Below are 21,633 nucleotides of genomic sequence, written 5' to 3'. Positions count from 1 at the left end.
GGCGTTGCGCCGCCAAATGGGCCATGGCGACCGGGCGGCGTCCATTACCCGCAAGGTCATGGAAGGCGTCGGGCGCATGCCGGTTCCGGCCGTGACGCGGCCTCCGGTTCGCGCCGGGCGCCGCCGGTATTCTCCGCCAGGGATCATCCGTGGATGAAAGAATATCGCCCCAGCGGCGGTCACCTGGATCCTGGCGCGTTCAAAAACGCCGGATGACGAGGAGGCGGAAGCAAAAAAAAACCGGGCGACCAGCGGGTCGCCCGGTTTCATGATCTGTCAACGACCGCGGCGATCAGCCAGCGGCGGACTGCTCGATATCAGCCGAATCCGTCGCGCTGTCAGCGCGGGTGCGGCCCCGGCGCCGGCGGGCGCGGACAGGAAAGCGCTCGCCCGTCTCATCGACGCCAGCGTCATCCTGCGCCTGCGCAGCTTCTGACGCGCCCGCATTGTCTTCCGCCACCGGCTCCGGCTGGGTTTCCACCGGCGTGGGGGCCGCGCGCAGCGGCGTGGTCAGGAAAGCGGGCAAACCGCCGGCGTCCGCTTCGTCCGTCGGGAGCTCCACGTCACGCGCCGGAGCGACGTCGCGGTCACGGCGGAAGCGCTCGCGACGGCCGCGTGGCTCACGCTCGCCAGCCGGACGGGGTTCGCTGTTATCGCCAGCGTTCACGCGCGGCTGGCGCTCGCCACGCGCCGGGCGCTCCTGTCGTTCAGCGCGATCTTGCCGCTCAGCGCGATCCTGCCGCTCATAACGCTCGCCGCGCTGGGGGCGATCGAACCGCTCCTGCCGTTCGCGATAGGAGGACGCGCCCTGGCCGGGTTGCGGCGCGCCGGCGGGATAAGCTTCGTCGCCGCCCTGCGGCAGGCGCTGGGTCGCGACCGGCGCGTCGGCGCCGTATTCGTCGTCGACCTCACCCTCATCGGCGTCATCGAAGGCGCGGGGCAGCGCCCCGTAGGCCTGCTGGAACTGCGCCTGGGCCGCCGCGATAATGCGGAAGTAGTGCTCCGCGTGCTGCAGATAATTCTCGGAGGCGACAGGATCGCCGGTGACCTGCGCGTCGCGGGCCAGCTGCGCATATTTCTCGGCAATATGCTGGGCAGTGCCCCTGATCTTCACATCCGGTCCGTTGGACTCGTAGCTGCGCGTCAGGGGGTTGGGGCCCTTGCGGTTGTTCCGTCCCCGCACGCGCCTGTTCTGACCTGGTCTCATCTGTCTCTCATGTGAAGCCATTGTCTTGCACTACTTTCCGATCCGCGCCGGCTTCGCGCGCTGGACGGCCGGGATCAACATCCACAGCGAGCTACAGGGCGCCTCTCTGCGGAGAAGCCGATACCCCTTGCTCAGGTGATCAACTGATGACGGCGCGCATCCGGCCGCCGGCGGGTCCCCGAAACGAAGCCGGTCCCTGACCGGCAATCGCCCGGACAGACGCCAGACCAGGCTTGTTCCCGCCTGGCGCATTCCCGTCCGCGAACTGGTTTCTTTCGCGTTCAAATGCTCTGGTCTGCGGATGCTTCCGTAATCGTCCATCAGCCGTTGTCAGAGCGCAACTGGTCCAGACCCGGGATCCGGGTGACCAGACCAAACTCCAACAATCTGAATCCTGGGACCTTTCCGACGGCCAGACGCTGATCTGGCAGGAAAGACGCCGGGGAGGTACGGCCGATCGACGCGCCCGTAAGGCCGCTTCTCCCTCCGAAGCGCCAGATCACAGGCTCAAATCACGTCGTATGTCGGGTACATTACCTGTTTCGTTCGCCATCGCCAAGCAGAAATTCAGGATCATCGTCCTTGCCGCTCAAGGTCTGGCGCCAGAAACGACCCGCATCACGCCCGCCAGATCCGCTGTAACCTGCGTCGCGGCAAAGCCGGCGGCGCGCATCAACGCCGCGACATCAGCCGCCTGGCCGGCGCCAACCTCGAAGGCCGCCACGCCGCCCGGGCGCAGCAGCCGCATCGCTTCCGGCGCCAGCAGCCGGTAGGGCGCAAGCCCGTCGGGGCCGCCGTCGAGCGCCAGAACCGGATCGTGCAGGCGCACCCCGGCGTCGAGCCCGGCCAGGGAGTGGCTTTCGATATAGGGCGGGTTGGAGACGACCAGATCGAACGGGGCCGCGCCGATGGCCGTCGCCCAGTCGCCCGTCACAAAAGCGCTGCGGCCGCCGACATCGTTGTCGCGGGCGTTGTCGCGAGCGATCATCGCCGCCCCTGGAGCCAGGTCGACGCCGACGCCAAACGCCCGCGGCAGTTCGTTGAGCAGGGCGATCAGGATACACCCCGTGCCGGTCCCCAGATCAAGCAGCCGCAACGGCTGGCCGGCCCGCTGCGCGCCGAGGCGCGTGAGCGCGGCTTCCACCAGGGTTTCCGTGTCGGGGCGCGGCTCCAGCGTCTCCGGGCCAAGCCGGAACTCCATGCCCCAGAACGCCCGCCTGCCCAGCACCCGCCCCGGCGGCTCGCCCGCCAGGCAACGGGCCGCCGCCGCGCGCAGCCGCGCCCGTTCATCGCCGGACAGGGGCGTTTCAGGACTGGCGACGACCTGGACCAGTTCAAGGCCAAGCACGCCGGCAAACAGGATGCGGGCGATGCGGGCGCCTTCGCCCGCGTCGGGAAAGGCCAGGGCCTTGCCCAGCGCCGTCAGGGTTGCGCCACGGCCGGAGCCAGCCGGCAAAGCGTCGAGCATCGCCAGGCCTTCACGCGCCCGGTCATTGGCGACAGCGCTGCTCACGGAGCGTCATCCGAGGCCAGCAATTCGGCCTGGCGGGCGGCCGTCAGGGCGTCCACCAGTTCATCAAGCGCGGCGCCGGCGATCACCTCATCCAGCTTGTAGAGCGTCAGGCCGATGCGATGATCGGTCACACGCCCCTGCGGGAAGTTATAGGTGCGGATCCGCTCGGAACGGTCGCCGGAGCCGACCTGGGAGCGCCGGTCGGCGGCGCGCTCGGCGTCCTTGCGGCCGCGCTCTGCGTCGTGCAGCCGGGCGCGCAGCAGGCTCATGGCTTTCGCCCGGTTGCGATGCTGCGAGCGCTCCTCCTGCACATGCACCACCGTGCCTGTTGGCACGTGAGTGATGCGAATGGCGGATTCGGTCTTGTTGACGTGCTGGCCGCCGGCGCCGCCCGCCCGCATGGTCTCGATGCGAAGATCGCTTTCGTCAATGTCGACGTCGACGTCCTCCGCCTCCGGCAGCACCGCCACTGTCGCCGCCGAGGTGTGGATGCGGCCGGAGCTCTCCGTCGCCGGCACCCGCTGCACGCGATGGACGCCTGATTCGAATTTCAGCCTGGCGAAGACGCTGGCGCCGCGCACTTCGGCGATGATTTCCTTGTAACCGCCAACCACGCCCTCGCTCACCGACAGGGGCTCCACCGTCCAGCCTTTCAGGGCGGCGTAGCGGCTGTACATGCCGAACAGGTCGCCGGCGAACAGCGAGGCTTCGTCGCCGCCGGTTCCGGCCCGAATTTCCAGAATGGCCGATTTTTCATCCGCCTCGTCGCGCGGCAGCAACATCAGCCGCACCTCGTGCGACAGGCGCTCCAGCGCGTCCTCCGCGCCGGCGATTTCGTCCTGGGCCAGCGCCTTCAGGTCGGCGTCAGAAGCGGGATCGTCCAGCACGGCCTGAAGATCCGCGAGATTGTCGCGGGCGCCCTGATATGCGGCGATGGCCGCGGCGACGGGTTCAAGCGCCGCCAGCTCACGCGAAACGCGGGCGAACGTGGCGCCGTCCGGTCCCTCAGCCAGGGTCGCGTTCAACTGGGCGTGACGCGCGAGAATCGCGTCCAGCCGGTCCTCGGGAGGCCTGAATCCGTTCATCGCTTCGCAATGGCAGAAAGCGCGGCCGGTGAAAAGCCGCCAGTTTCAGGGCCGGCGCCGCGCATGACAGGGGCGCCGCGGTTCATACCGGGATGCAGTTGGCTTCGGCAAACGCCTCCAGCCGTGGCCGCAGCGTCTCAAGCTGGCCATCGCAGCGCAGGGCTTCGTCGAGGAAGGCGGTCAACGGCGCCACGTCCAGGGCCAGCAGCATGGCTTTCACCGGCCCCACGGAGGCGGGGGGCATCGACAGGGCGCGGAAGCCGAGACCCACCAGCGTCATGGCCTCCAGCGGCCGCCCCGACATCTCGCCGCACACCGTGGCCGGACAATTGTGACGGGCAGCGGTGTGAGCGATATGCCGCAAGGCGCGCAGCGCGGCCGGGCCGAGCGGATCGAAACGGCCAGCCACGTGGCGGTTTTCGCGGTCAGCCGCGAACAGGAACTGCATCAGGTCGTTCGAGCCCACGGAGATGAAATCGGCCTCGGCGCAGATTTCTTCAAGCTGGAACAGCAACGACGGCACCTCGACCATGACGCCGAGCCTGACCTCCGCCGGAACGGCATGGCCATGCCGCTTCAGGTAGGCCCGCTCGCGCGCCACCAAAGCGCGGGCGCGCAGGAACTCGTCGACGGTCGCCACCATCGGGAACATGACGCGCAGCGAGCGGCCGGCGGCGGCGCGCAGCAGGGCGCGCATCTGGGCCCGCAGCAGCGCCGGCCGGTCAAGGGCGATGCGGATGGCGCGCCAGCCGAGGGCCGGGTTCTCCTCCTCGACGCGCTCCATGTAGGGCAGCACCTTGTCGCCGCCAATGTCCAGGGTGCGGAACGTCACCGGCGCTTCACCCGCGCCCTGCAGCACCTGCTCGTAAAGCATCTGCTGCTCTGTGGTGGAGGGCAGCTTTTCCGCCACCATGAACTGCAGTTCGGTGCGGAACAGCCCGACGCCCGCCGCGCCGGATTCGGCCAGATGCGGCATGTCGACCAGCAGGCCGGCGTTGATGTTCAGCCGGACGTGCACCCCGTCCTTCGAGGTAGAGGGCAGCTTGCGCAGGCGCTTGTATTTGGCCTGGGCGCGGGCGCGCAGCCGGGCCTTTTCCGCATAGGCGGCCTCCACATTGGGCTGCGGGCGGATCTGGACTTCGCCGGCGACGCCGTCGACGATGATGGCGTCGCCCGCTTCGACAAGTGAGACGATATTGTCGATCTCGCTGACAGCCGGAATGCCCAACGCCCGGGCGACAATGGCGATATGGCTGGTCTTGCCGCCCTCTTCCAGCACCAGGCCGCGCAGGCGGGAGCGATCATAGTCGAGCAGCGCCGCCGGCCCCATGGAGCGCGCCACCAGAATGGCGTTGTCCGGCAGTTCCTCGCGCGCCGCGGTGAAATTGGCGCCGGACAGTTCATGCAGCAGCCGGTTGGCCAGTTCGTCCAGGTCGTGCAGGCGCTCGCGCAGGTAGGGGTCGGTCTGGCGCAGGATGCGGGCGCGGGTATCGGACTGCACGCGCTCGACCGCGCCCTCCGCCGTCAGGCCGGTGTGGATGGCCTCGCGTATCCGCCGCAGCCAGCCCTGGTCATTGGCGAACATCCGCACGGTTTCGAGCACGTCGCGGTGCTCGCCGCTATGGGCGACGTCGCCGCGCGCCAGCAGGTTGTCGATGCGCGCCCTGAGGCTGGTGATGGCGCCGTCGATGCGCGCCAGTTCTCCGGCGACGTCGTCGGCGATCAGCTTCTGCACCACCACGCGCGGCTCATGCAGCACCACGTAGCCAAGGCCGATGCCCTCCGACAGGGAGGCGCCGCGCTGGGCCAGCGAGCGGCGGATGGCGATGTCCTGGCCAGGCTCCACCAGGGTTTGCAGATCGCCCGAGGCCACCATTTCGGCGATGACCATGGTGGTGGTCTGCAGCGCCTCGATTTCTTCTTCGGTGTAGATGCGGTAGGCGCGGTTCTGCACCACCAGCACGCCAAGGGTGTTGCCGGCGCGCAGGATCGGCACGCCAAGGAACGAGTGATAGATTTCCTCGCCCGTCTCCGGCTTGTAGGAGAACGCCTCGTGGCTCTGGGCGTCGGAAAGGGCCAGCGGTTCGGCGCTGGCGGCGATCAGGCCGACGAGGCCCTCATCGGAATTGATGATGGTGCGGTGAACGGCCTCGCGCTTGAGGCCTTCCGTCGCGTACAGCTCCAGGTTTCCGTCGGCGCGGAGCACATAGACCGAGCAAACCTCGGCCACCATGTTGCTGGCGATCAGAACGACGATGCGGTCGAGCTTCTCCTGGGCGCTGACTGTCTCCGCCATCACCTCGCGGAGACGGCGCAGGAGCACGCGTGGGCCGCCAAGAGCGCCTCGCATCAGCAAGCACCTCGCTCAGGCCGGATTTCCGGCACGTTCCGCCACCGGGGACCAGTCGCGCGGAGTGGACGAAAGACGGCGTTGTTCGCCGCCCGTTCTGATAGTGTTCTATAAGGGAGTCGCAACCATTCCCGCAAGTCGCGCGCCTTGCGGCTTCCGCTTCCGGCGCATGGGTCTTTGGTCGAACGGGGCCTCCGGCTCCCCGCATGAACATGCCTGGTTCGCACCGCGCCGGCGTCCTACCAGGCCGCCTCGTAGATCCCCAGGGCGTCGGCCTCCGACAGCGGGCGCGGATTGTTGACCAGCAGCCGGGTCTGCTTCATGGCGTCGCGCGCCAGCCCGGGCAGGACCTCCCGGCCGGCCCGGTTGCCGTTTCCCGCCGCGACGTCGCGCAGGCGCGTGGGCAGGCCGATTTCTTCGATCAGGTGGGCCAGCGCATCGGCCAGCGCCAGACCGCGCCTTGACGCGGGCGTCCCGGCGAGAAACGGGAACAGGGCCGGCGCGACCCCGGCATAGGCGCCGCCGTCGGTTTCGCAGTTGAAGCGCAGCACGTGCGGCAACACCAGCGCGTTCGACAGGCCATGCGCCACATGGAAGTGCGCCCCGACCGGATAGGCCAGCGCATGCACGGCGGCGACCGGCGAATTGGCGAAGGCCTGGCCAGCCAGCATGGCGCCGAGCATCATCTGGCAGCGCGCCTCCGGGTGGGTGCCCTCGCGCACGGCGGAGCGAATGCCGTCGCCGAGCAGGCGCAGCGCCTCGCGAGCCAGCAGCCGGGACAGCGGGTTGTTGTTGGGGTTCAGCGATTCGTGCGCCTCTATGGCGTGCACCATGGCGTCGACGCCGGTGGCGGCGGTGACATGGTGCGGCAGGCCATAGGTCAGCTCCGGATCGAGCAGCGCCACGTCCGGCAGCAGCAACGGCGACACCACGCCCTGCTTTTCCCGGGCGCCGGTGGTGACCACCGCCACCGGCGTCACTTCCGAGCCCGTGCCCGCCGTGGTCGGAACCAGCATCAATGGCAAACGTGGCCCCACGGCCTTGCCGACGCCGTAGATATCGCCCAGCGCCGCGCCGGTTCGCGCCAGCAGCGCCACCAGCTTGGCCGTATCCATGGGCGAACCGCCGCCGAAGCCGATCACCGCCGTGGCCCGCATGGCGCGCGCCTGCGCCACGGCGGCCAGCACCACCGCCTCGGGTGGATCGGCGACGACCCCATCGAACACCTCTGTCGCAAGGCCGGCGGCGCGCAGGGATCGCAACGCCGGGTCGAGCAGGTGCGCGGCGACGACGCCCTGGTCCGTCACCAGCAACACCCGGGCGTTGGCGCCGTCAGAAGCCGCTTCACCAGAAGCCGGCCCGCAAAGCCGTTGCAGCGCCAGTTCGCCAATGCGCCCTGAAACGCCAGCCCCGAAAACGATGGAATGCGCGGTGTCGAATGTGAACGGTTTCATGGCGGCGGCTCCCGTCATGCAGGAGCCCCCATGGTCCCGCGCCCAACCGGCCCAGGCCCACCGCTCCAGCGTCATCTGTCGGAGCATTCGGGCCGGGCGTCGCGGCGCGGCCGGGCTCCGCTTCGCTGGAGGCGCGGCGCGTCGGCGGTATTGCCCCTGCGACCGGTTCTGGCAGCGTCGGGCAAGCCTGGCCCCAATTGGCGCCGATGTCATCTGCCCGTGGATCATTTTCCCGCCAGGCGGGGCGGATTTCATCGGCGCGGAAAGGTCCTGTCAGCCCTTGCGCCGCGGAACCGCCGCCATGGCGTCTGCGTCCACCTTCAAAGCGTCGATGAGGCGGGCCTTGGCGGAGCCAGGCCGCAGCGGCTTCTGCTGGCTCTCATGCGGCGCCCAGCCGGACATCCACACCAGCTCGAAGGTGGCGCGCACCCGCCCGTCCGCATCGGCGAAGCGTTGCAGATACACCTCGGCCATGCGCATCAGCGTGTCGCGGCGCAGGGGTTTGCGCAGGCGATCGACCAAAGCGTTGCCGGCGCCCATGGCGCGCAGGTCGGCGGCGAGGCGCAACGGGTGGCCGTAGCGCACCGTCAGGCTTTCCAGGTCGGCGACCGGCAGGGCGAAGCCGGCGCGTTGCAGCAGCGCGCCCATGTCACGCACGTCGGCGAAGGGGGCCACGCGCGGGCTGACGCCGCCCGTCGTCTCCGCCTCCGCCTGGGTGAACGCCTGGCGCAGTTCCGTGAGCGTGGCGCCGCCGGGGAGACAGCCGATGAACAGGCCGTCCGGCTTCAGCGCCCGGCGTATCTGCGCCATGGCTCCCGGCAGATCGTTCACCCCCTGCAATGACAGCACGCCGACGATCAGATCAAAGGATTCCGGCGCGAACGGCAGCGCTTCCTCATCAACCACCACGTCGCCGCCAAGCCCCTGGCCAACGGGCGCGCGCACCACCCGCGCGACGCCGCGCCGGCGTAATGCGTCGCGCACCTGCTCGCCCGGCCCGCCGAGATCGAGGGCGCAGGAAAAGTCGCGTTTGATCGCCGACAGGCGCAGATCGAGGTCTTCCGCCACCCGGTCGACCAGAAAATCCGCCAGCCCGGCCCTGGCGGCGCGCTCAAGATAACGGCGCGCCAGCGGGCGATCGAAAACCAGCGGCGCGGCGGCGCCCTCAGGCGTATCGGGAGCGGACATGCGGCTTTCCTGTTCCGGGCTTCCGGCTCCGGCGGCTGCCGGCCCTTGCCCCGCAGATGGCGTGAAATCCGCTTCAACCTGCGCGGCGGCCATTTATGATGCCGCTTATATGGCGCGTGGCGGTCCACGGTCAAAGCAGGGAAGCCGCCCGGATGACGGAAACCCAGAACGCTGCCCAATACGCTCCCGAAGATGATGGCCAGGCTCGCCTGGCGGCGTGGCGGCGATTGCCGGCGCTGTTCGCCGGCGTGCGGCGCGCCGGCCTCAATATGCTGTACCCGCCCATCTGCCTGCATTGCAGCCAGGCGATCAGCGCGCCGCACGCCCTGTGCCCGGCCTGCTGGCGCAGCCTCGGCTTCATCACCCGGCCCTGCTGTGAGCGCCTCGGCGCGCCGTTCGCCACGGATCCCGGCGCGGGCGTTGTGTCGCCGGCGGCCATCGCCGATCCGCCGCCCTGGAGCAGGGCCCGCGCGGCGGTGCGTTATGACGGGGTGGCGCGCGATCTGGTGCACGCGATGAAGTTCGGCGACCGCCCCGACATCGCCCATTTGCTGGGACGGATGATGGCGACCGCCGGCGCGGGGTTGCTGGCGGAGGCGGACCTGTTGACGCCGACGCCCCTGCACCGGACGCGCCTGTGGAGCCGGCGCTTCAACCAGGCGGCGGCGCTGGCGGCGGCGGTGAGCCGGCATGGCGGGCCGCCAGCGGTTCCCGACATCCTGCGCCGCGTGCGCCGCACGGCGCCGCAGGTGGGGCTGACGCGCACGGCGCGGGCCAGCAATCTGCGGGGGGCGTTCGTCGTGGCGCCCGGCGCCCGGGCCCGGATCGTGGGCAAGCGGGTGTTGCTGGTGGACGATGTGATGACCTCCGGGGCCACCGCCGCCGCGGCGACGCGGGCGCTGCTGAAGGCCGGCGCGGCGCAGGTGGACGTGCTGACCTTTGCCCTGGTGGTTCGCGCCGGATGAAACCGGCAGGTTTGAACATGGCCGGTCAGATGGGTGACGGCGGCGGCGCGGCGCGCCATATAATGAACCTGGACAGCTTTACGACGGTTGCATGGAGTTACCGGTGCCGCACATCGCCATCTACACCAAATCCACCTGCCCTTATTGCCACGCGGCCAAGCAGCTGCTGAACGCCAAAGGGGCGACGTTCGAGGAGATCGACATCCTGCAACACCCGGAGCAGCGGGCGACAATGATTGATCGCGCTGGCGGGCGCACCACCGTGCCGCAGATATTTATTGGCGACCAGCATGTGGGCGGCAGCGACGATCTGCATGCGCTCGACGCCGCCGGCAAGCTTGATCCCCTGCTGAAGGGCTAACGCCCTGGCTCCGGTCCCGGGAGCGTGGATGGCATCGCCGCCTCGCGGTTTGCGGGAATGGAGCCAGGCTCCAGCATGTTCGGGCGCAGGCGCCCGGTATTTCAGAACGGAGCACAGACTGCCTGAGCGGGATGTTTGCTCTGACGCCGCCACGCCCGGAGGAGGCCGCCATGACCGAGGAAGCAGGAGTCGCCGCCGCGGCCGGACAACAGGATGCGCCTTCGCCGGCGACCGGCGCGACGCGCGGCTCAGGCCATGGCGCGACGCCGCCGACCACGCCATTGACCGTCGCCTGCGTGCAGATGCGCTCCAGCCGTGACCCGGCGGAGAATCGCGAAACCGCCATTCGCCTGATCGGCGAGGCGGCGGACGCCGGCGCGGCCTATATCCAGACCCCGGAAATGACCGGGCTGGTCGAGCGCTCGCGCGCTGGCCTGATGGAAAATATCCATAGCCAGGATGAGGACCCGCTGATTCCCGCCGTGCAGGACCTGGCGCGGCGGCGCGGCGTCACCGTTCACATTGGGTCGCTGGCCTTGCGCGCCGGCGACAAGGTGGCCAACCGCGCCATCATCATTGGCGCCAGCGGCGACATCCTCGCCACCTACGACAAGATTCACCTGTTCGACGTCGATTTGCCCAATGGCGAGAGCTGGCGCGAGTCGGGCGCCTACACGGGCGGCGACGTGGCGCCTGTGGTGCGCACGCCGGTGGGGCGCGTCGGCGTCACCATCTGCTACGACCTGCGCTTTCCCTATCTGTATCGCGCCCTTGCGGAGGCCGGGGCCGATATCCTCACCGCGCCCGCCTGCTTCACCCGCCAGACCGGCGAGGCGCACTGGCAGGTGCTGCAACGGGCCCGCGCCATCGAGAATGGCGCCTTCGTCATCTCGGCGGCCCAGGGAGGGCGGCACGCGGATGGCCGCGAAACGTACGGCCATTCCATCATCGTCGACCCGTGGGGCGTGGTGCTGGCGGAAGCCGGCGAGGCGCCCGGCGTCATTCTGGCCAGCATCGATCTGGCGGCGGTGGCGGCGGCGCGCCAGCGCATTCCGGCGTTGCGGCACACCCGGCCATTTTCGGTGCGCCGGGTCGGCTGAGCCGTCTGGTGGAAAAGTCCGGCGAAAGTGCTTATCTGACGCCTGTGGCGCGATCCGCGAAGGCCCGGCGACCGGGACGCGGGACGCGGCCGCAACCACCATTCAGGCTGGCGCCGCCAGCCGGCAGCCAGGGGCGAGAGGCGCGCTGCGCGGATGATCCGTTACACGTTGGCCTGCGATCAGGGGCACGAATTCGAAAGCTGGTTCGCCGACAGCCAGGCTTATGACGCCCAGGCGGCGGCGGGTTTTGTCTCATGTCCGCAATGCGGTTCGCTGAAGGTCGGCAAGACCATCATGGCTCCGGCGCTGGCCCGCTCCGCCGCGCATGATCGCGCCGTCACGGTCGACGCCCCGCCAGCATCCGCCGGGCCGGCGCAGCCGGCGGCGGCTGTTCCCGACGTCATGAGCGACGAAGCCGCCCGGCGGGTGCGGGCGGTGATGCGCGCCGTGCGCCATTATGTGGTGCAGAACACCATCGACGTGGGCGCGCAATTTCCTGACGAGGCGCGGCGCATCCATTCTGGCGAAGCCGAGGCGCGGGCCATTCGCGGCGAAGCGCGGCCGGAAGAGGTGCGGGCGCTGCTGGAGGAGGGCGTCGACATCATGCCGCTGCCCGCCCTCCCCGATGATCTGAACTGAACGGCGCCTCACGGCGCGGACGCCACAACGGCCTGGCGCCGCAGGCAGGCGTATTGCAGCGCGGCCAACGCCGCGACCCACACCGCCTGGGCAAGGACAAATGCGACCCCGAAGGCGTTGGGCGTCACCCAGCCGGCGGCGATGATCGCGACCGACTCAATCGCCCATAGCGCGTTGCAGACAACGACCGCCAGGACAGCCGCCCGGGGGACCCGGGCGCTGCGGGCCAGCAGGCCGACGGCGCCGCCGAAGACAATGAGGAATACCCCCGCATAGCGCAACAGCGGTTCTGGCAGGGCCAGCAACGACGCCAGATGGCCGCCGCCGATCGCCATCAGCGCGCCCGCGCCAAGGCAGGTCACGGCGTCAAGAACAAGAAGGTTGCGCAGCATGGGGCTGGTGTGAAAACGGGTCATGACCGGACTCCCTGGTTGGTGTGTTGCTCCGGGCCGCGGGCGATCAGCTGGCGGGCGGCGGATCGCCGGGCTTCTGGTCGATAAAGCCGGTGACGTTGCTGAACCGGCCGCCGTCGACGCGGGCGAAATCGGTTCCGGCGGCGACGGAGGCACCGCCGGCCGGCCCCAGCGACCAGGAGAAGCGCACGCAGTCGCCGGTGGCTTCAGGTTCGCCGCGCAGGTTGAATGACAAGCCGGCAAACTGTTGCTGCGCCGCGCCGACCATGCCGGAGATGCCGTCAGGACCTTCGCCGGCCATCATCGGATCAAGATAGGCCGCGCCGCGGGTGAACAGCTCCGTGGCGAGCGCCTGCCGGCGGGTGGCGTCGGCCTCATTCCATAAGGCGATGTACTGCGTCGCGAGGCGCCGGGCGGCTTCCGCAGGGAGATGGGCTTGCTGTTGCATGACGTATCCTTTCGCGTTGATCCTGCAGCGGATCGTGACGTCATCATGCGCGGCCGCATGAGCCCTGGCGATTACGCGGGAGGTAACGGCGGCGCCATGGGCGTCTGGCGCACGCCAGAAGCCGGGCTGGACCGGCGCGGCGGGACCATGCACATTGCCGGCAATACGATGACGGGCGGCTTCGCCCGGAAATGGCTGGCGGTTATGGCCGACCGGGGGGAGGATGGATCGATGCAACGGGCGCACGACAGCGACGCCGGAAACATGGTGGATGGGGCGCTGCATCCGCTGGACGCGGCGACGCAACTGACCTGGACCGGGGATGGCTTCACCGGTCTGATGACGCGGGCTTACTGGAACTTCGCCGGTCCCTATGGCGGGCTGACCGCCGCCCTGCTGATGCGGGCGCTCATGCAGCACCCGGAGCGGCGCGGCGATCCCATCGCCCTGACTGTGAACTATTGCGCCACCATTGCTGAAGGTCCGCTCCGCATCAGCCTGCGGGCGGCCCGCACCAACCGATCGACCCAGCACTGGTTCCTGGAGCTTGCCCAGGGCGACGACGCGCCGGCCATCACCGCCACGGCCATTTGCAGCGCCCGCCCCGAAACCTGGAGCCACCGCCCGGCGCAGCCGCCGTCGCTGCCGCCGGAGGCGGAGCTGGTGCGCTTTCCATGGGAGAAATCGCCCTGCGCCTGGATGTCGCGTTATGACGTGCGGCTCGATCGCTACACGCCGCTGGCGCCGCGGCCCCTGGCGGAGCCGGTCGCCGGCGCCCAGACCGGCCTGATGCGCGATGAGCCGCCAAGGCCGCTCGATTTCGTCTCGCTGGCGGCCTTCGCCGATTGTTTCTTCGCGCGGGTGTTCGTGGCGCGCGGAACGTTGATGCCGGTGGGCACCATTTCCATGACAACCTGGTTCCACGCGACAGCCGAGGCCCTGGCGCGGCAGGGCGAGGCGCCCCTGATCGGCCACGCCGACACGCGGGTGTACAACCACGGCTATCACGACCAGTCGGCCGAGTTGTGGAGCCGGGACGGAACCCTGCTGGCCACAAGCCATCAGCTTGTCTATTTCCGCGATCCGCCTGTACATCCCGCTTGACGGCGGAGCGCAAACAGGGCGCCATGCGCGGCAAGGTCTGGCCGGAGCGGACGCCCGGAATTCAGGCTCATCGGGAGGAACACATGCTTGGTTACATGACCCTCGGCTCCAACAACCTGGACGCCGCAGGCAAGTTTTATGACGCGATTGCCGCCGACCTTGGCGCCAGGCGCACGGTCGACAACGAGCGCATGATCGGCTGGGGCCGCAAGGGCGCCGCCGGGATCATGGTTTGCAAGCCCTATGACGGCAAGGCGGCGACGGTGGGCAATGGCGTGATGCCGGCGCTCGCCGCGCCCGACCGCGCGTCGGTGGACAAGGCCTACCAGACGGCGCTGGCCAACGGCGCCACCGATGAGGGCGCGCCTGGCGAGCGCATGCCGACCTTCTACGGCGCCTATTTCCGCGACCCGGAAGGCAACAAGGTCTGCGTTTTCCATATGGGCTGAGGCTTTTCAGCCCCGCCGCCATGTGTGATCTGGCCGGGTGTTCCGGCCAGATTTTTTTTGCGCCCGGCGCCTTTTTCGGTCGCGCCCTAGATGGCGCGCGCCTCGCGCAGGCGCGCGATCTCCGCCTCATCAACGCCGATGCTGCGCAGGATCTGGTCGGTGTGCTCGCCGTTCAGGGGGGCCCGCGAGCGGATCTCGCCCGGGGTGCGCGACAGCACCATGGGCGGCTGCGGCAGCAGGGCGGCCTGCGCCATGCCCGGGAAGTCGACCGGTTGCAGGTAACCGGTTTCCCGCAGGTGCGGGTCCTCCAGCACTTCCTGCGGCGTCAGCACCGGCGCGGCGGGGATGCGCGCCTGCGCCAGCGCGGCGATCGCTTCATCGGTGGTTCTTTCCGCCAGCCAGGCGGCCAGCCGGGCGCTGATCAGCGCCGCGTTGTCACCACGCGCCAGGTCGTTGGCGAATTTCGGATCATTCAGCCAGTAATCCTCATCGCCCATCAGCTTCACCCAACGTTTGTAGATGGGCTGCCCGGTGACGGCGACGAGCACATGCCCGTCCTTCGTCGGCAGAATGTCTGAGGGGGCGGAGGTTTGCCCGCGGTTGCCGGTTGGCGTGCGGTTGATCTGGATGGCGGCCTGCTCGATGAGGGTGGAGCCCATCATGTTGACGGCGGTGCGCAGCAGCGCGCCTTCAACGATTTGCCCCTTGCCGGTGCGCGCCCGGTCCATCAGCGCGATCAGCGCGCCGAACGCCATGCCGAAGGCGGTGCCGAAATCGACATAAGGCGCGACGGCGCGCACGGGTTGGCCCGGCTGACCGGTCATGTAGGCGGCGCCCGACATGGCCTGGCCGATGGAATCAAAGCCGACGCGGTCGCGATAGGGGCCAACGGCGCCAAACGCCGAGGCGGTGACCAGGATGATGTCGGGTTTGACGGCGGTGAGGCTGTCGTAATCCAGCTTCATGGCGCGCAGGGTGTCCGGCGGCAGGTTGGCGACGACAATGTCAGCGGAGGCGACCAGCTTGCGGACGATGGCGGCGCCGTCCTCGCTCATGGGATCAAGCGTCATGCCGCGCTTGTTGCGGTTCATCTGCATGAACATGCCGCCGGCGCCGGACTCGCAGATCGGCGCGATATAACGGTCCTCGCCGCCCTCGCGTTTTTCGATGCGGATGACGTCGGCTCCAAAATCCGCCAGCAGCGCGGCGCAATAGGGGCCAGCGATGAAGCGGCCAAAATCCAGCACGCGGACGCCGGACAGCACCTGCGACATGACTTCCCTCCCAATATGTTGCGGGTCTTCGCCCTTGCGGCGCAGTCTAGGGGAGCATCGGTCGCAGTGGAATTGAATTTCGCTCGAACGGGCATGGGCCGGGAAGCGGGCTCCGGTTCCGGCCGGCGCGCGCGATCGTGAAGGGATGCGGACGGCGCCGCGCCGAAACCGGCGTATTTCATCGGCTTGCGCCGGTTTCCCGCGTGGCGGGCTCCCCATGTATTCCTGTATTCTCTGAAGCAGCATCCAGTCTGGCGCATTGCCGGGGCGCGCCGGATGCTGCTGACGCATGCGATCAGGTCCGTGTCTCACCGGCGGAGGCGGGGCTTTCGGGCCTGATAAAAAACAACCGTCCCCTCTGGTGTTGCCGGTCAGCAACACCCAGATACGTCAGTGCCGGCGCAGTGCGCCAGCGACGTATTCCGGCAGTCGCCTCCCGAGGGGCCGCCGTCGCGGGTCGCCCCATATGCGGGGGCCCGAAAGGAGATGCGCATGAACATTGACAAATACACCGACCGTTCGAAGGGCTTCCTCCAGTCGGCGCAGGGGCTTGCCCTGCGTGAAAATCACCAGCAGTTCACGCCCGAGCACCTGCTGAAGGTGCTGCTGGATGATCCCGAGGGCCTCGCCGCCGGGCTGATTGACCGCGCTGGCGGCAACTCGCGTCTGGCGCTGCAGCAGACCGGGCAGGCGCTGGGCCGTTTGCCGAAAGTGCAGGGCGGAAGCGGCCAGGTGTATCTGTCGCCGGCGCTGGCCCGCGTCTTCGACGCCGCCGAGAAAGCCGCCGACAAGGCGGGCGACAGTTTCGTGACGGTCGAGCGGCTGTTGCTGGCGCTGGCCATCGAGAAAGACAGTGAGGCCGGCAAGGCGCTGGCCGCCGCCGGCGTCACCGCCCAGGGGCTGAACGCTGCCATCGAGGCGCTGCGCAAGGGCCGCACGGCCGATTCCGCCTCGGCCGAGCAGGCCTATGACGCCCTGAAGAAATACGCCCGCAACCTCACCCAGGCGGCCCGCGAGGGCAAGATCGACCCGGTGATCGGCCGCGACGAGGAAATCCGCAGGACGATCCAGGTTCTGTCGCGGCGCACCAAGAACAATCCGGTGCTGATCGGCGAGCCGGGCGTCGGCAAGACCGCCATCGTCGAGGGGCTGGCGCGGCGCATCGTCGACGGCGACGTGCCGGAGAGCCTGCGCGACAAGCAGTTGTTGGCTCTCGACATGGGCTCGCTGATCGCCGGCGCGAAATATCGCGGCGAGTTCGAGGAGCGGCTGAAGAGCGTGCTGGAGGAGGTGCAGTCCGCCGAAGGCAACATCATCCTGTTCATCGACGAGATGCACACGCTGGTGGGCGCCGGCAAGACCGACGGCGCCATGGACGCCTCCAACCTGCTGAAGCCGGCCCTGGCGCGCGGCGAGCTGCACTGCGTCGGCGCCACCACGCTCGACGAGTATCGCAAGCACGTGGAGAAGGATCCGGCGCTGGCGCGGCGTTTCCAGCCGGTGTTCGTCTCCGAGCCGACGGTGGAGGACACCATCTCGATCCTGCGCGGGCTGAAGGAGCGTTATGAGCAGCACCATGGGGTGCGCATCCAGGACGCCTCCCTGGTCGCCGCGGCCACCCTGTCGAACCGCTACATCACCGACCGCTTCCTGCCGGACAAGGCCATCGACCTGATCGATGAGGCCGCCGCCCGCCTGCGCATGCAGGTGGACAGCAAGCCGGAGGAACTGGACTCGATCGATCGCGAAGTGGTGCGCCTGAAGATCGAGGCCGAGGCGCTGAAGAAGGAGAGCGACGCCGGCTCGAAGGACCGGCTCGCCCGGCTGGAAAAGGAACTGGCCGACCTTGAGGAGCAGTCGTCCGCCCTGACCGCCAAATGGCAGGCGGAGAAGGACAAGCTCGGCAAGGCCGCCGACCTGAAGCGCAAGCTGGATGAAGCCCGCAACGAACTGGCCATCGCCCAGCGGCGCGGCGAATACCAGCGCGCCGGCGAGCTGACCTACAGCGTCATTCCCGGCCTGGAGAAGGAACTGGCCGACACCGAAAGCAGCGGCAAGGACGTGGTGCAGGAGGCCGTGACGCCCGACAATATCGCCCAGGTGGTGTCGCGCTGGACCGGCGTGCCCGTCGACCGGATGCTGGAGGGCGAGCGTGACAAGCTGCTGCGCATGGAGGAGGCGCTGGCGAGGCGCGTCGTCGGCCAGCATGAGGCGGTGATCGCCGTGTCGACGGCGGTGCGGCGCGCCCGCGCCGGTCTGCAGGACCCGAACCGGCCGATCGGCTCGTTCATGTTCCTCGGCCCGACGGGCGTCGGCAAGACCGAGCTGACCAAGGCATTGGCGTCGTTCATGTTTGACGACGAGAACGCCATGGTGCGCCTCGACATGTCCGAGTACATGGAGAAGCACTCCGTGTCGCGGCTGATCGGCGCGCCGCCCGGCTATGTCGGCTATGAGGAAGGCGGTTCGCTGACCGAGGCCGTGCGGCGCCGGCCCTATCAGGTGGTGCTGTTCGACGAGGTGGAGAAGGCGCACCCGGACGTGTTCAACGTGCTGCTGCAGGTGCTCGACGACGGCCGTCTCACCGACGGCCAGGGTCGCACCGTCGATTTCCGCAACACGCTGATCATCATGACCTCGAACCTGGGGGCCGAATATCTGGTCAACCAGAAGGAGGGTGAGGATTCGGATGCGGTGCGCGACGAGGTGATGGCGGTGGTGCGCAGCCACTTCCGGCCGGAGTTCCTCAACCGCGTCGACGAGATCATCCTGTTCCACAGGCTGAAGCGCGACCAGATGGGGGCGATCGTCGACATCCAGCTGAAGCGCCTGGCGCGGCTGCTGGAGGAGCGCAAGATCACGCTCGATGTCAGCGACGAGGCGCGCGACTGGCTGGCGGGGCGCGGTTACGATCCGGCTTACGGCGCCCGTCCGCTGAAGCGGGTGGTGCAGAAGAACGTGCAGGATCCGCTGGCCGAGCTGATCCTGGCCGGCAAGGTGAAGGACGGCGACGCGGTTTCGGTGAACGCCGGGCCGCTTGGCCTGACGGTCGGCGACATGGCGGTTGGCCCCGAGGCCGCCCGCCCCGCCGGCGCCGCCCTGAACTGATCGCGGGGCGCGGCGGCGTTCACCCGCCCCGCGCCCTGTCCCCATGGGCCTGGCCCTGGGGCAGGCTCCGCCACACGGGGCGGGCTGCCCGGTGTCGGACTTTGCCCCGTGTCAGACTTTGCCCGGCGTCAGGCCTGCCTGGCGCGAGACATGAGCGGGTTGATCAGGCAGTCGCTGTCCGGCGGGCGGCGTCGAACAGTAACGCTCCGCCAGTTGCGGCGTGAAATTATTGAATATCGATGCTAATTTCAAAAATTGCGACGGCTATCCATGTCGGAATTAATTACAGGAAAAAATGAATAGCTGGATCGCATGATGTATTTGCGGTAACAGATCATTGGGGCGGGGGGCTTTTGAGCGCGCGGCGCGCAGGTTTTGCGCCGCGCCAGCCTGTGGTGGCCCATGGCGAGCAGCGGCGACAGCAAAACAGATCCCATCATCCATATCGATGCGCCGCCGGTTGCCGCCGGCCCGACCGGCCCCGCTGACATGAATGGATACGGCGCCGGCGCGTCCGTCCGGCGGGAGGCGGATTCCCTTGGCGCGGTGTGTGTGCCGGGCGACGCCTATTGGGGCGCGCACACGCAACGCGCCATTGGCAATTTTCCCGTGACCGGCGTGAAGGTCGGTGATTTTCCCGATCTGGTGCGGAGCCTGGCGCTGGTGAAGCACGCGGCGGCGCTGGCCAACCGCCGCCTTGGCCTGCTGCCGCCCGTGAAAGCCGACGCCATCGCGGCTGCCTGCGTCATGATTCACACCGGCGACCGGCTGCATGACCAGTTCGTCGTCGACGTGGTGCAGGGCGGCGCCGGCACCTCCACGAATATGAACGCCAATGAAGTCATCGCCAACCTCGCGCTGGAGCTGATGGGGCGCGGCAGGGGCGCGTACGCCTGCCTGCACCCCAATGACGACGTCAACATGTCCCAGTCGACCAATGACGCCTATCCCACGGCGGTCAGGCTGGCGCTGATCGCGGCGACGCGGCCGCTGCTGCGGGCGATCGATGACCTCTGTTACGCGCTGAAGGCGAAGGCCGTCGCCTTCTCTGACGTCTTGAAGATTGGCCGCACCCAGTTGCAGGACGCGGTGCCCATGACCCTGGGGCAGGAGTTCGATGGCTGGAGCGCGACCCTGCGTGAGGATATCGGGCGACTGCGCGAGGCCGTCGTTCTGTTCCATGAAGTCAATCTCGGCGCCACGGCGATTGGCACCGGCCTTACCGCCGACCCCCGCTACGCCAGCCTGGCGGTTGAGGAGCTGGCGCGGCTGTCCGGCGAGCCGATGACGCCCGCCGCCAATCTGGTCGAGGCGACCTCCGACATGGGGGCGTTCGTGCTGTTCTCCGGCGTGCTGAAGCGCCTCGCCGTCAAGCTGTCGAAGATTTGCAATGACCTGCGCCTGCTGTCGAGTGGCCCGCGCGCCGGCTTCAACGAAATCACGCTGCCCGCCGTGCAGGCGGGGTCGTCGATCATGCCGGGCAAGATCAATCCGGTGATTCCGGAGATGGTCAATCAGGTGGCTTATCTGGTGATCGGCGCTGACCTGACGGTGACCATGTGCGCCGAAGGCGGCCAGCTGCAACTGAACGCGTTCGAGCCGACCATCGCCTGGAGCCTGCTGTCATCGCTGCGGCATCTGACGGCGGCCATCGAAACGCTGCGGCTGCGCTGCGTGGAGGGCATCGAGGCCAACCGGGAGCATTGCCGCGCCGGCGTCGACAACGCCATTGGTCTGGTGACGGCGCTGGGGCCGGCGCTCGGCTACGAAGCCGCATCCCGCATCGCAAAGCGGGCGCTGCGCGAGAACCGCCGGGTGGCGGACATCGTTCTGGAGGAGGGACTGATGTCTCCGGAAGCCCTGGCCGAAGCGTTGCGCGCCGAGGTGATGACCGCGCCCATGCGCCTCAAACTGGCCCGCTCGCAGCAGGAACCGGTGCTGGATGAGCGGATGGAGTAACGCGGGGCCTTGCGGCGGGATCACCGCTGCTTCGGGCCAGATCGATCGCCTCCTGGGGCATGCCCGGTGAAGTCCGGTTCGCCGGAAACGCCCTGTCATGCGGCGCATGTTGTTCACCGGGGGTGGGCGCCGCTTTCCTCGACCACGCTCCAGCCAGGCATCGTCTCAAGCATCGCGGTCATATGGGGCGGCGGCGGCGCCGTCACCACGACCGGCGGCTTGTTGGGGTAGAGCGGAATAGTCACCGAGCGCGCGTGCAGATGCAGGCCAGGGCCGCCATGGCGGGGCGCGGCGCCGTAGACAGCGTCGCCAAGAATCGGCCAGCCCATGGCGGCGCAGTGCACCCGCAACTGGTGGGTGCGCCCGGTGACCGGCGCCAGCGCCACCAAAGCGCGCGGCGCGCCGTTAGCGGTCATTTCTCCGAGCACGCGCCAGCGGGTGAGGGACGGCAGCCCGGCCGGATCGACCTTCATCCACCAGCCGCGATCCGGGTCGCGCCTGCCCAGCGGCAGGTCAATCTCGCCGGCGTCGGTTTCGGGGCGGCCCTCGACCACCGCCAGATAGGTCTTGTCGATGTCGCCGGCCCTGAACATGCGGCCCAGCCTGTCGAGCGCCTTGCGGTGGCGGCCGAGCACCAGGCAGCCGGAGGTGTCGCGATCGAGCCGGTGGGCGAGGGCGGGAATGCGCGGCAGGCCAAAGCGCAGGACATCGAAGGCGCTTTCCAGATCCGGCGCGTTTTTCCAGTCCGCCGCCGCCGGCCCGCGATGCACCGGCACGCCGAACGGCTTGTTGATGACCAGCATCAGCCCATCGCGATACAGCACCCGGTCGGCCATGCCGGCGCGCAGGTCGTCGAGGGTCGGGGGAGAAGGCGCGTTGGCGTGAGGCATGCGGTCATCGGGGTCCGGTCGTCAGCTCCGCTGTAAAGCGGTGCGGCGGGCGGCGCAAATTTTGCCCCGCGTCGCCATATTCCGACAGGTTGCGGTTGCCATCGCCGCGCCGGCGGTTAAGACCAT

At 68.8% G+C, this 21,633-nt stretch carries 18 protein-coding genes; 8 read left to right on the top strand and 10 right to left on the bottom strand.

The genetic code is table 11. The features are described 5' to 3' along the window. Positions 1-292: 292 nt before the first annotated feature. The 6 genes from EV666_RS04905 to EV666_RS04880 form a co-directional block, all read right to left on the bottom strand. A complete protein-coding gene (locus EV666_RS04905; protein ID WP_207906332.1) occupies positions 293-1,207 on the bottom strand; it encodes a DUF4167 domain-containing protein in 915 nt (304 codons plus the stop codon). Between the two features lie 589 nt (positions 1,208-1,796). Next, a complete protein-coding gene (gene prmC, locus EV666_RS04900; protein ID WP_245514215.1) occupies positions 1,797-2,720 on the bottom strand; it encodes a peptide chain release factor N(5)-glutamine methyltransferase in 924 nt (307 codons plus the stop codon). Then, positions 2,717-3,805 carry a peptide chain release factor 1 gene (gene prfA, locus EV666_RS04895; RefSeq protein WP_132003961.1) on the bottom strand — a complete coding sequence of 363 codons (1,089 nt, stop codon included), beginning with the start codon at positions 3,803-3,805 and terminating at the stop codon, positions 2,717-2,719. The genes prmC and prfA overlap by 4 nt, the downstream gene beginning before the upstream one ends. A gap of 82 nt (positions 3,806-3,887) precedes the next feature. Then, on the bottom strand, positions 3,888-6,155 hold the full coding sequence (ptsP, locus tag EV666_RS04890; protein ID WP_132003958.1) for a phosphoenolpyruvate--protein phosphotransferase: 2,268 nt from the start codon (positions 6,153-6,155) through the stop codon (positions 3,888-3,890). A gap of 239 nt (positions 6,156-6,394) precedes the next feature. Next, positions 6,395-7,609, bottom strand: coding sequence for an iron-containing alcohol dehydrogenase (locus EV666_RS04885; protein ID WP_132003955.1), 1,215 nt, complete (start codon positions 7,607-7,609; stop codon positions 6,395-6,397). Between the two features lie 273 nt (positions 7,610-7,882). Next, positions 7,883-8,797 carry a methyltransferase domain-containing protein gene (locus tag EV666_RS04880; protein WP_132003952.1) on the bottom strand — a complete coding sequence of 305 codons (915 nt, stop codon included), beginning with the start codon at positions 8,795-8,797 and terminating at the stop codon, positions 7,883-7,885. Positions 8,798-8,949: 152 nt separating this feature from the next. Here EV666_RS04880 and EV666_RS04875 point away from each other — a divergent pair, with 152 nt between their 5' ends. The 4 genes from EV666_RS04875 to EV666_RS04860 all read left to right on the top strand — a co-directional run bounded on the left by EV666_RS04875 (position 8,950) and on the right by EV666_RS04860 (position 11,862). After that, the gene (locus EV666_RS04875) at positions 8,950-9,762 is read left to right on the top strand and encodes a ComF family protein (protein ID WP_132003949.1); all 813 of its coding nucleotides are present in this window, start codon (positions 8,950-8,952) and stop codon (positions 9,760-9,762) included. A 91-nt stretch (positions 9,763-9,853) separates the two neighbouring features. Continuing rightward, entirely contained in the window at positions 9,854-10,123 is a 270-nt protein-coding gene (grxC, locus tag EV666_RS04870; protein WP_376884738.1) for a glutaredoxin 3, read from the top strand. A gap of 302 nt (positions 10,124-10,425) precedes the next feature. Next, positions 10,426-11,223: a carbon-nitrogen hydrolase family protein gene (locus tag EV666_RS04865; RefSeq protein ID WP_245514244.1), complete on the top strand. Its 798-nt coding sequence runs from the start codon at positions 10,426-10,428 to the stop codon at positions 11,221-11,223. 153 nt (positions 11,224-11,376) lie between these two features. Further along, complete coding sequence (locus EV666_RS04860) at positions 11,377-11,862, top strand: DUF1178 family protein (protein ID WP_132003944.1); 486 nt, start codon at positions 11,377-11,379, stop codon at positions 11,860-11,862. An 8-nt stretch (positions 11,863-11,870) separates the two neighbouring features. Here the strand turns inward: EV666_RS04860 and EV666_RS04855 are convergent, their stop codons facing one another. Both EV666_RS04855 and EV666_RS04850 read right to left on the bottom strand, forming a co-directional pair. Continuing rightward, positions 11,871-12,278 (bottom strand): hypothetical protein, encoded by a 408-nt coding sequence (locus EV666_RS04855; RefSeq protein WP_132003941.1) that lies wholly within the window; start codon positions 12,276-12,278, stop codon positions 11,871-11,873. A 43-nt stretch (positions 12,279-12,321) separates the two neighbouring features. After that, positions 12,322-12,723 carry a nuclear transport factor 2 family protein gene (locus tag EV666_RS04850; protein WP_132003939.1) on the bottom strand — a complete coding sequence of 134 codons (402 nt, stop codon included), beginning with the start codon at positions 12,721-12,723 and terminating at the stop codon, positions 12,322-12,324. Here EV666_RS04850 and EV666_RS04845 point away from each other — a divergent pair. Both EV666_RS04845 and EV666_RS04840 read left to right on the top strand, forming a co-directional pair. Next, positions 12,712-13,827, top strand: coding sequence for an acyl-CoA thioesterase (locus EV666_RS04845; protein WP_245514214.1), 1,116 nt, complete (start codon positions 12,712-12,714; stop codon positions 13,825-13,827). The two genes, EV666_RS04850 and EV666_RS04845, sit on opposite strands and share 12 nt — an antisense overlap. A gap of 83 nt (positions 13,828-13,910) precedes the next feature. After that, on the top strand, positions 13,911-14,276 hold the full coding sequence (locus tag EV666_RS04840) for a VOC family protein (protein WP_132003936.1): 366 nt from the start codon (positions 13,911-13,913) through the stop codon (positions 14,274-14,276). An 86-nt stretch (positions 14,277-14,362) separates the two neighbouring features. Here the strand turns inward: EV666_RS04840 and EV666_RS04835 are convergent, their stop codons facing one another. Beyond that, the gene (locus EV666_RS04835; protein ID WP_132003933.1) at positions 14,363-15,550 is read right to left on the bottom strand and encodes a CaiB/BaiF CoA transferase family protein; all 1,188 of its coding nucleotides are present in this window, start codon (positions 15,548-15,550) and stop codon (positions 14,363-14,365) included. Between the two features lie 492 nt (positions 15,551-16,042). On the opposite strand from EV666_RS04835, the gene clpB reads away from it, so the two are divergent. Further along, positions 16,043-18,658 carry an ATP-dependent chaperone ClpB gene (clpB, locus tag EV666_RS04830; RefSeq protein ID WP_132003930.1) on the top strand — a complete coding sequence of 872 codons (2,616 nt, stop codon included), beginning with the start codon at positions 16,043-16,045 and terminating at the stop codon, positions 18,656-18,658. Positions 18,659-19,060: 402 nt separating this feature from the next. Then, entirely contained in the window at positions 19,061-20,617 is a 1,557-nt protein-coding gene (locus EV666_RS04825) for an aspartate ammonia-lyase (RefSeq protein ID WP_132003927.1), read from the top strand. 113 nt (positions 20,618-20,730) lie between these two features. Here EV666_RS04825 and EV666_RS04820 read toward each other — a convergent pair whose 3' ends face one another. After that, positions 20,731-21,507 carry an RluA family pseudouridine synthase gene (locus EV666_RS04820; protein WP_245514213.1) on the bottom strand — a complete coding sequence of 259 codons (777 nt, stop codon included), beginning with the start codon at positions 21,505-21,507 and terminating at the stop codon, positions 20,731-20,733. Between the last annotated feature and the right edge of the window lie 126 nt (positions 21,508-21,633).

This window comes from Camelimonas lactis, from assembly GCF_004342915.1.
GTDB lineage: Bacteria > Pseudomonadota > Alphaproteobacteria > Rhizobiales > Beijerinckiaceae > Camelimonas > Camelimonas lactis.
This window is presented reverse-complemented; position numbering and strand designations above follow the sequence as displayed.

Bases quoted from the DNA above. Each gene is read 5' to 3' on its own strand.
- EV666_RS04885 (WP_132003955.1), bottom strand. From the start codon at position 7,609: ATGAAACCGTTCACATTCGACACCGCGCATTCCATCGTTTTCGGGGCT.
- EV666_RS04855 (WP_132003941.1), bottom strand. From the start codon at position 12,278: ATGACCCGTTTTCACACCAGCCCCATGCTGCGCAACCTTCTTGTTCTT.
- EV666_RS04860 (WP_132003944.1), top strand. From the start codon at position 11,377: ATGATCCGTTACACGTTGGCCTGCGATCAGGGGCACGAATTCGAAAGC.
- EV666_RS04905 (WP_207906332.1), bottom strand. From the start codon at position 1,207: ATGAGACCAGGTCAGAACAGGCGCGTGCGGGGACGGAACAACCGCAAG.
- EV666_RS04825 (WP_132003927.1), top strand. From the start codon at position 19,061: ATGGCGAGCAGCGGCGACAGCAAAACAGATCCCATCATCCATATCGAT.
- ptsP (WP_132003958.1), bottom strand. From the start codon at position 6,155: ATGCGAGGCGCTCTTGGCGGCCCACGCGTGCTCCTGCGCCGTCTCCGC.
- EV666_RS04820 (WP_245514213.1), bottom strand. From the start codon at position 21,507: ATGCCTCACGCCAACGCGCCTTCTCCCCCGACCCTCGACGACCTGCGC.
- EV666_RS04850 (WP_132003939.1), bottom strand. From the start codon at position 12,723: ATGCAACAGCAAGCCCATCTCCCTGCGGAAGCCGCCCGGCGCCTCGCG.
- EV666_RS04865 (WP_245514244.1), top strand. From the start codon at position 10,426: ATGCGCTCCAGCCGTGACCCGGCGGAGAATCGCGAAACCGCCATTCGC.
- clpB (WP_132003930.1), top strand. From the start codon at position 16,043: ATGAACATTGACAAATACACCGACCGTTCGAAGGGCTTCCTCCAGTCG.
- grxC (WP_376884738.1), top strand. From the start codon at position 9,854: ATGGAGTTACCGGTGCCGCACATCGCCATCTACACCAAATCCACCTGC.
- EV666_RS04880 (WP_132003952.1), bottom strand. From the start codon at position 8,797: ATGTCCGCTCCCGATACGCCTGAGGGCGCCGCCGCGCCGCTGGTTTTC.
- EV666_RS04875 (WP_132003949.1), top strand. From the start codon at position 8,950: ATGACGGAAACCCAGAACGCTGCCCAATACGCTCCCGAAGATGATGGC.
- prfA (WP_132003961.1), bottom strand. From the start codon at position 3,805: ATGAACGGATTCAGGCCTCCCGAGGACCGGCTGGACGCGATTCTCGCG.
- EV666_RS04840 (WP_132003936.1), top strand. From the start codon at position 13,911: ATGCTTGGTTACATGACCCTCGGCTCCAACAACCTGGACGCCGCAGGC.
- EV666_RS04835 (WP_132003933.1), bottom strand. From the start codon at position 15,550: ATGTCGCAGGTGCTGTCCGGCGTCCGCGTGCTGGATTTTGGCCGCTTC.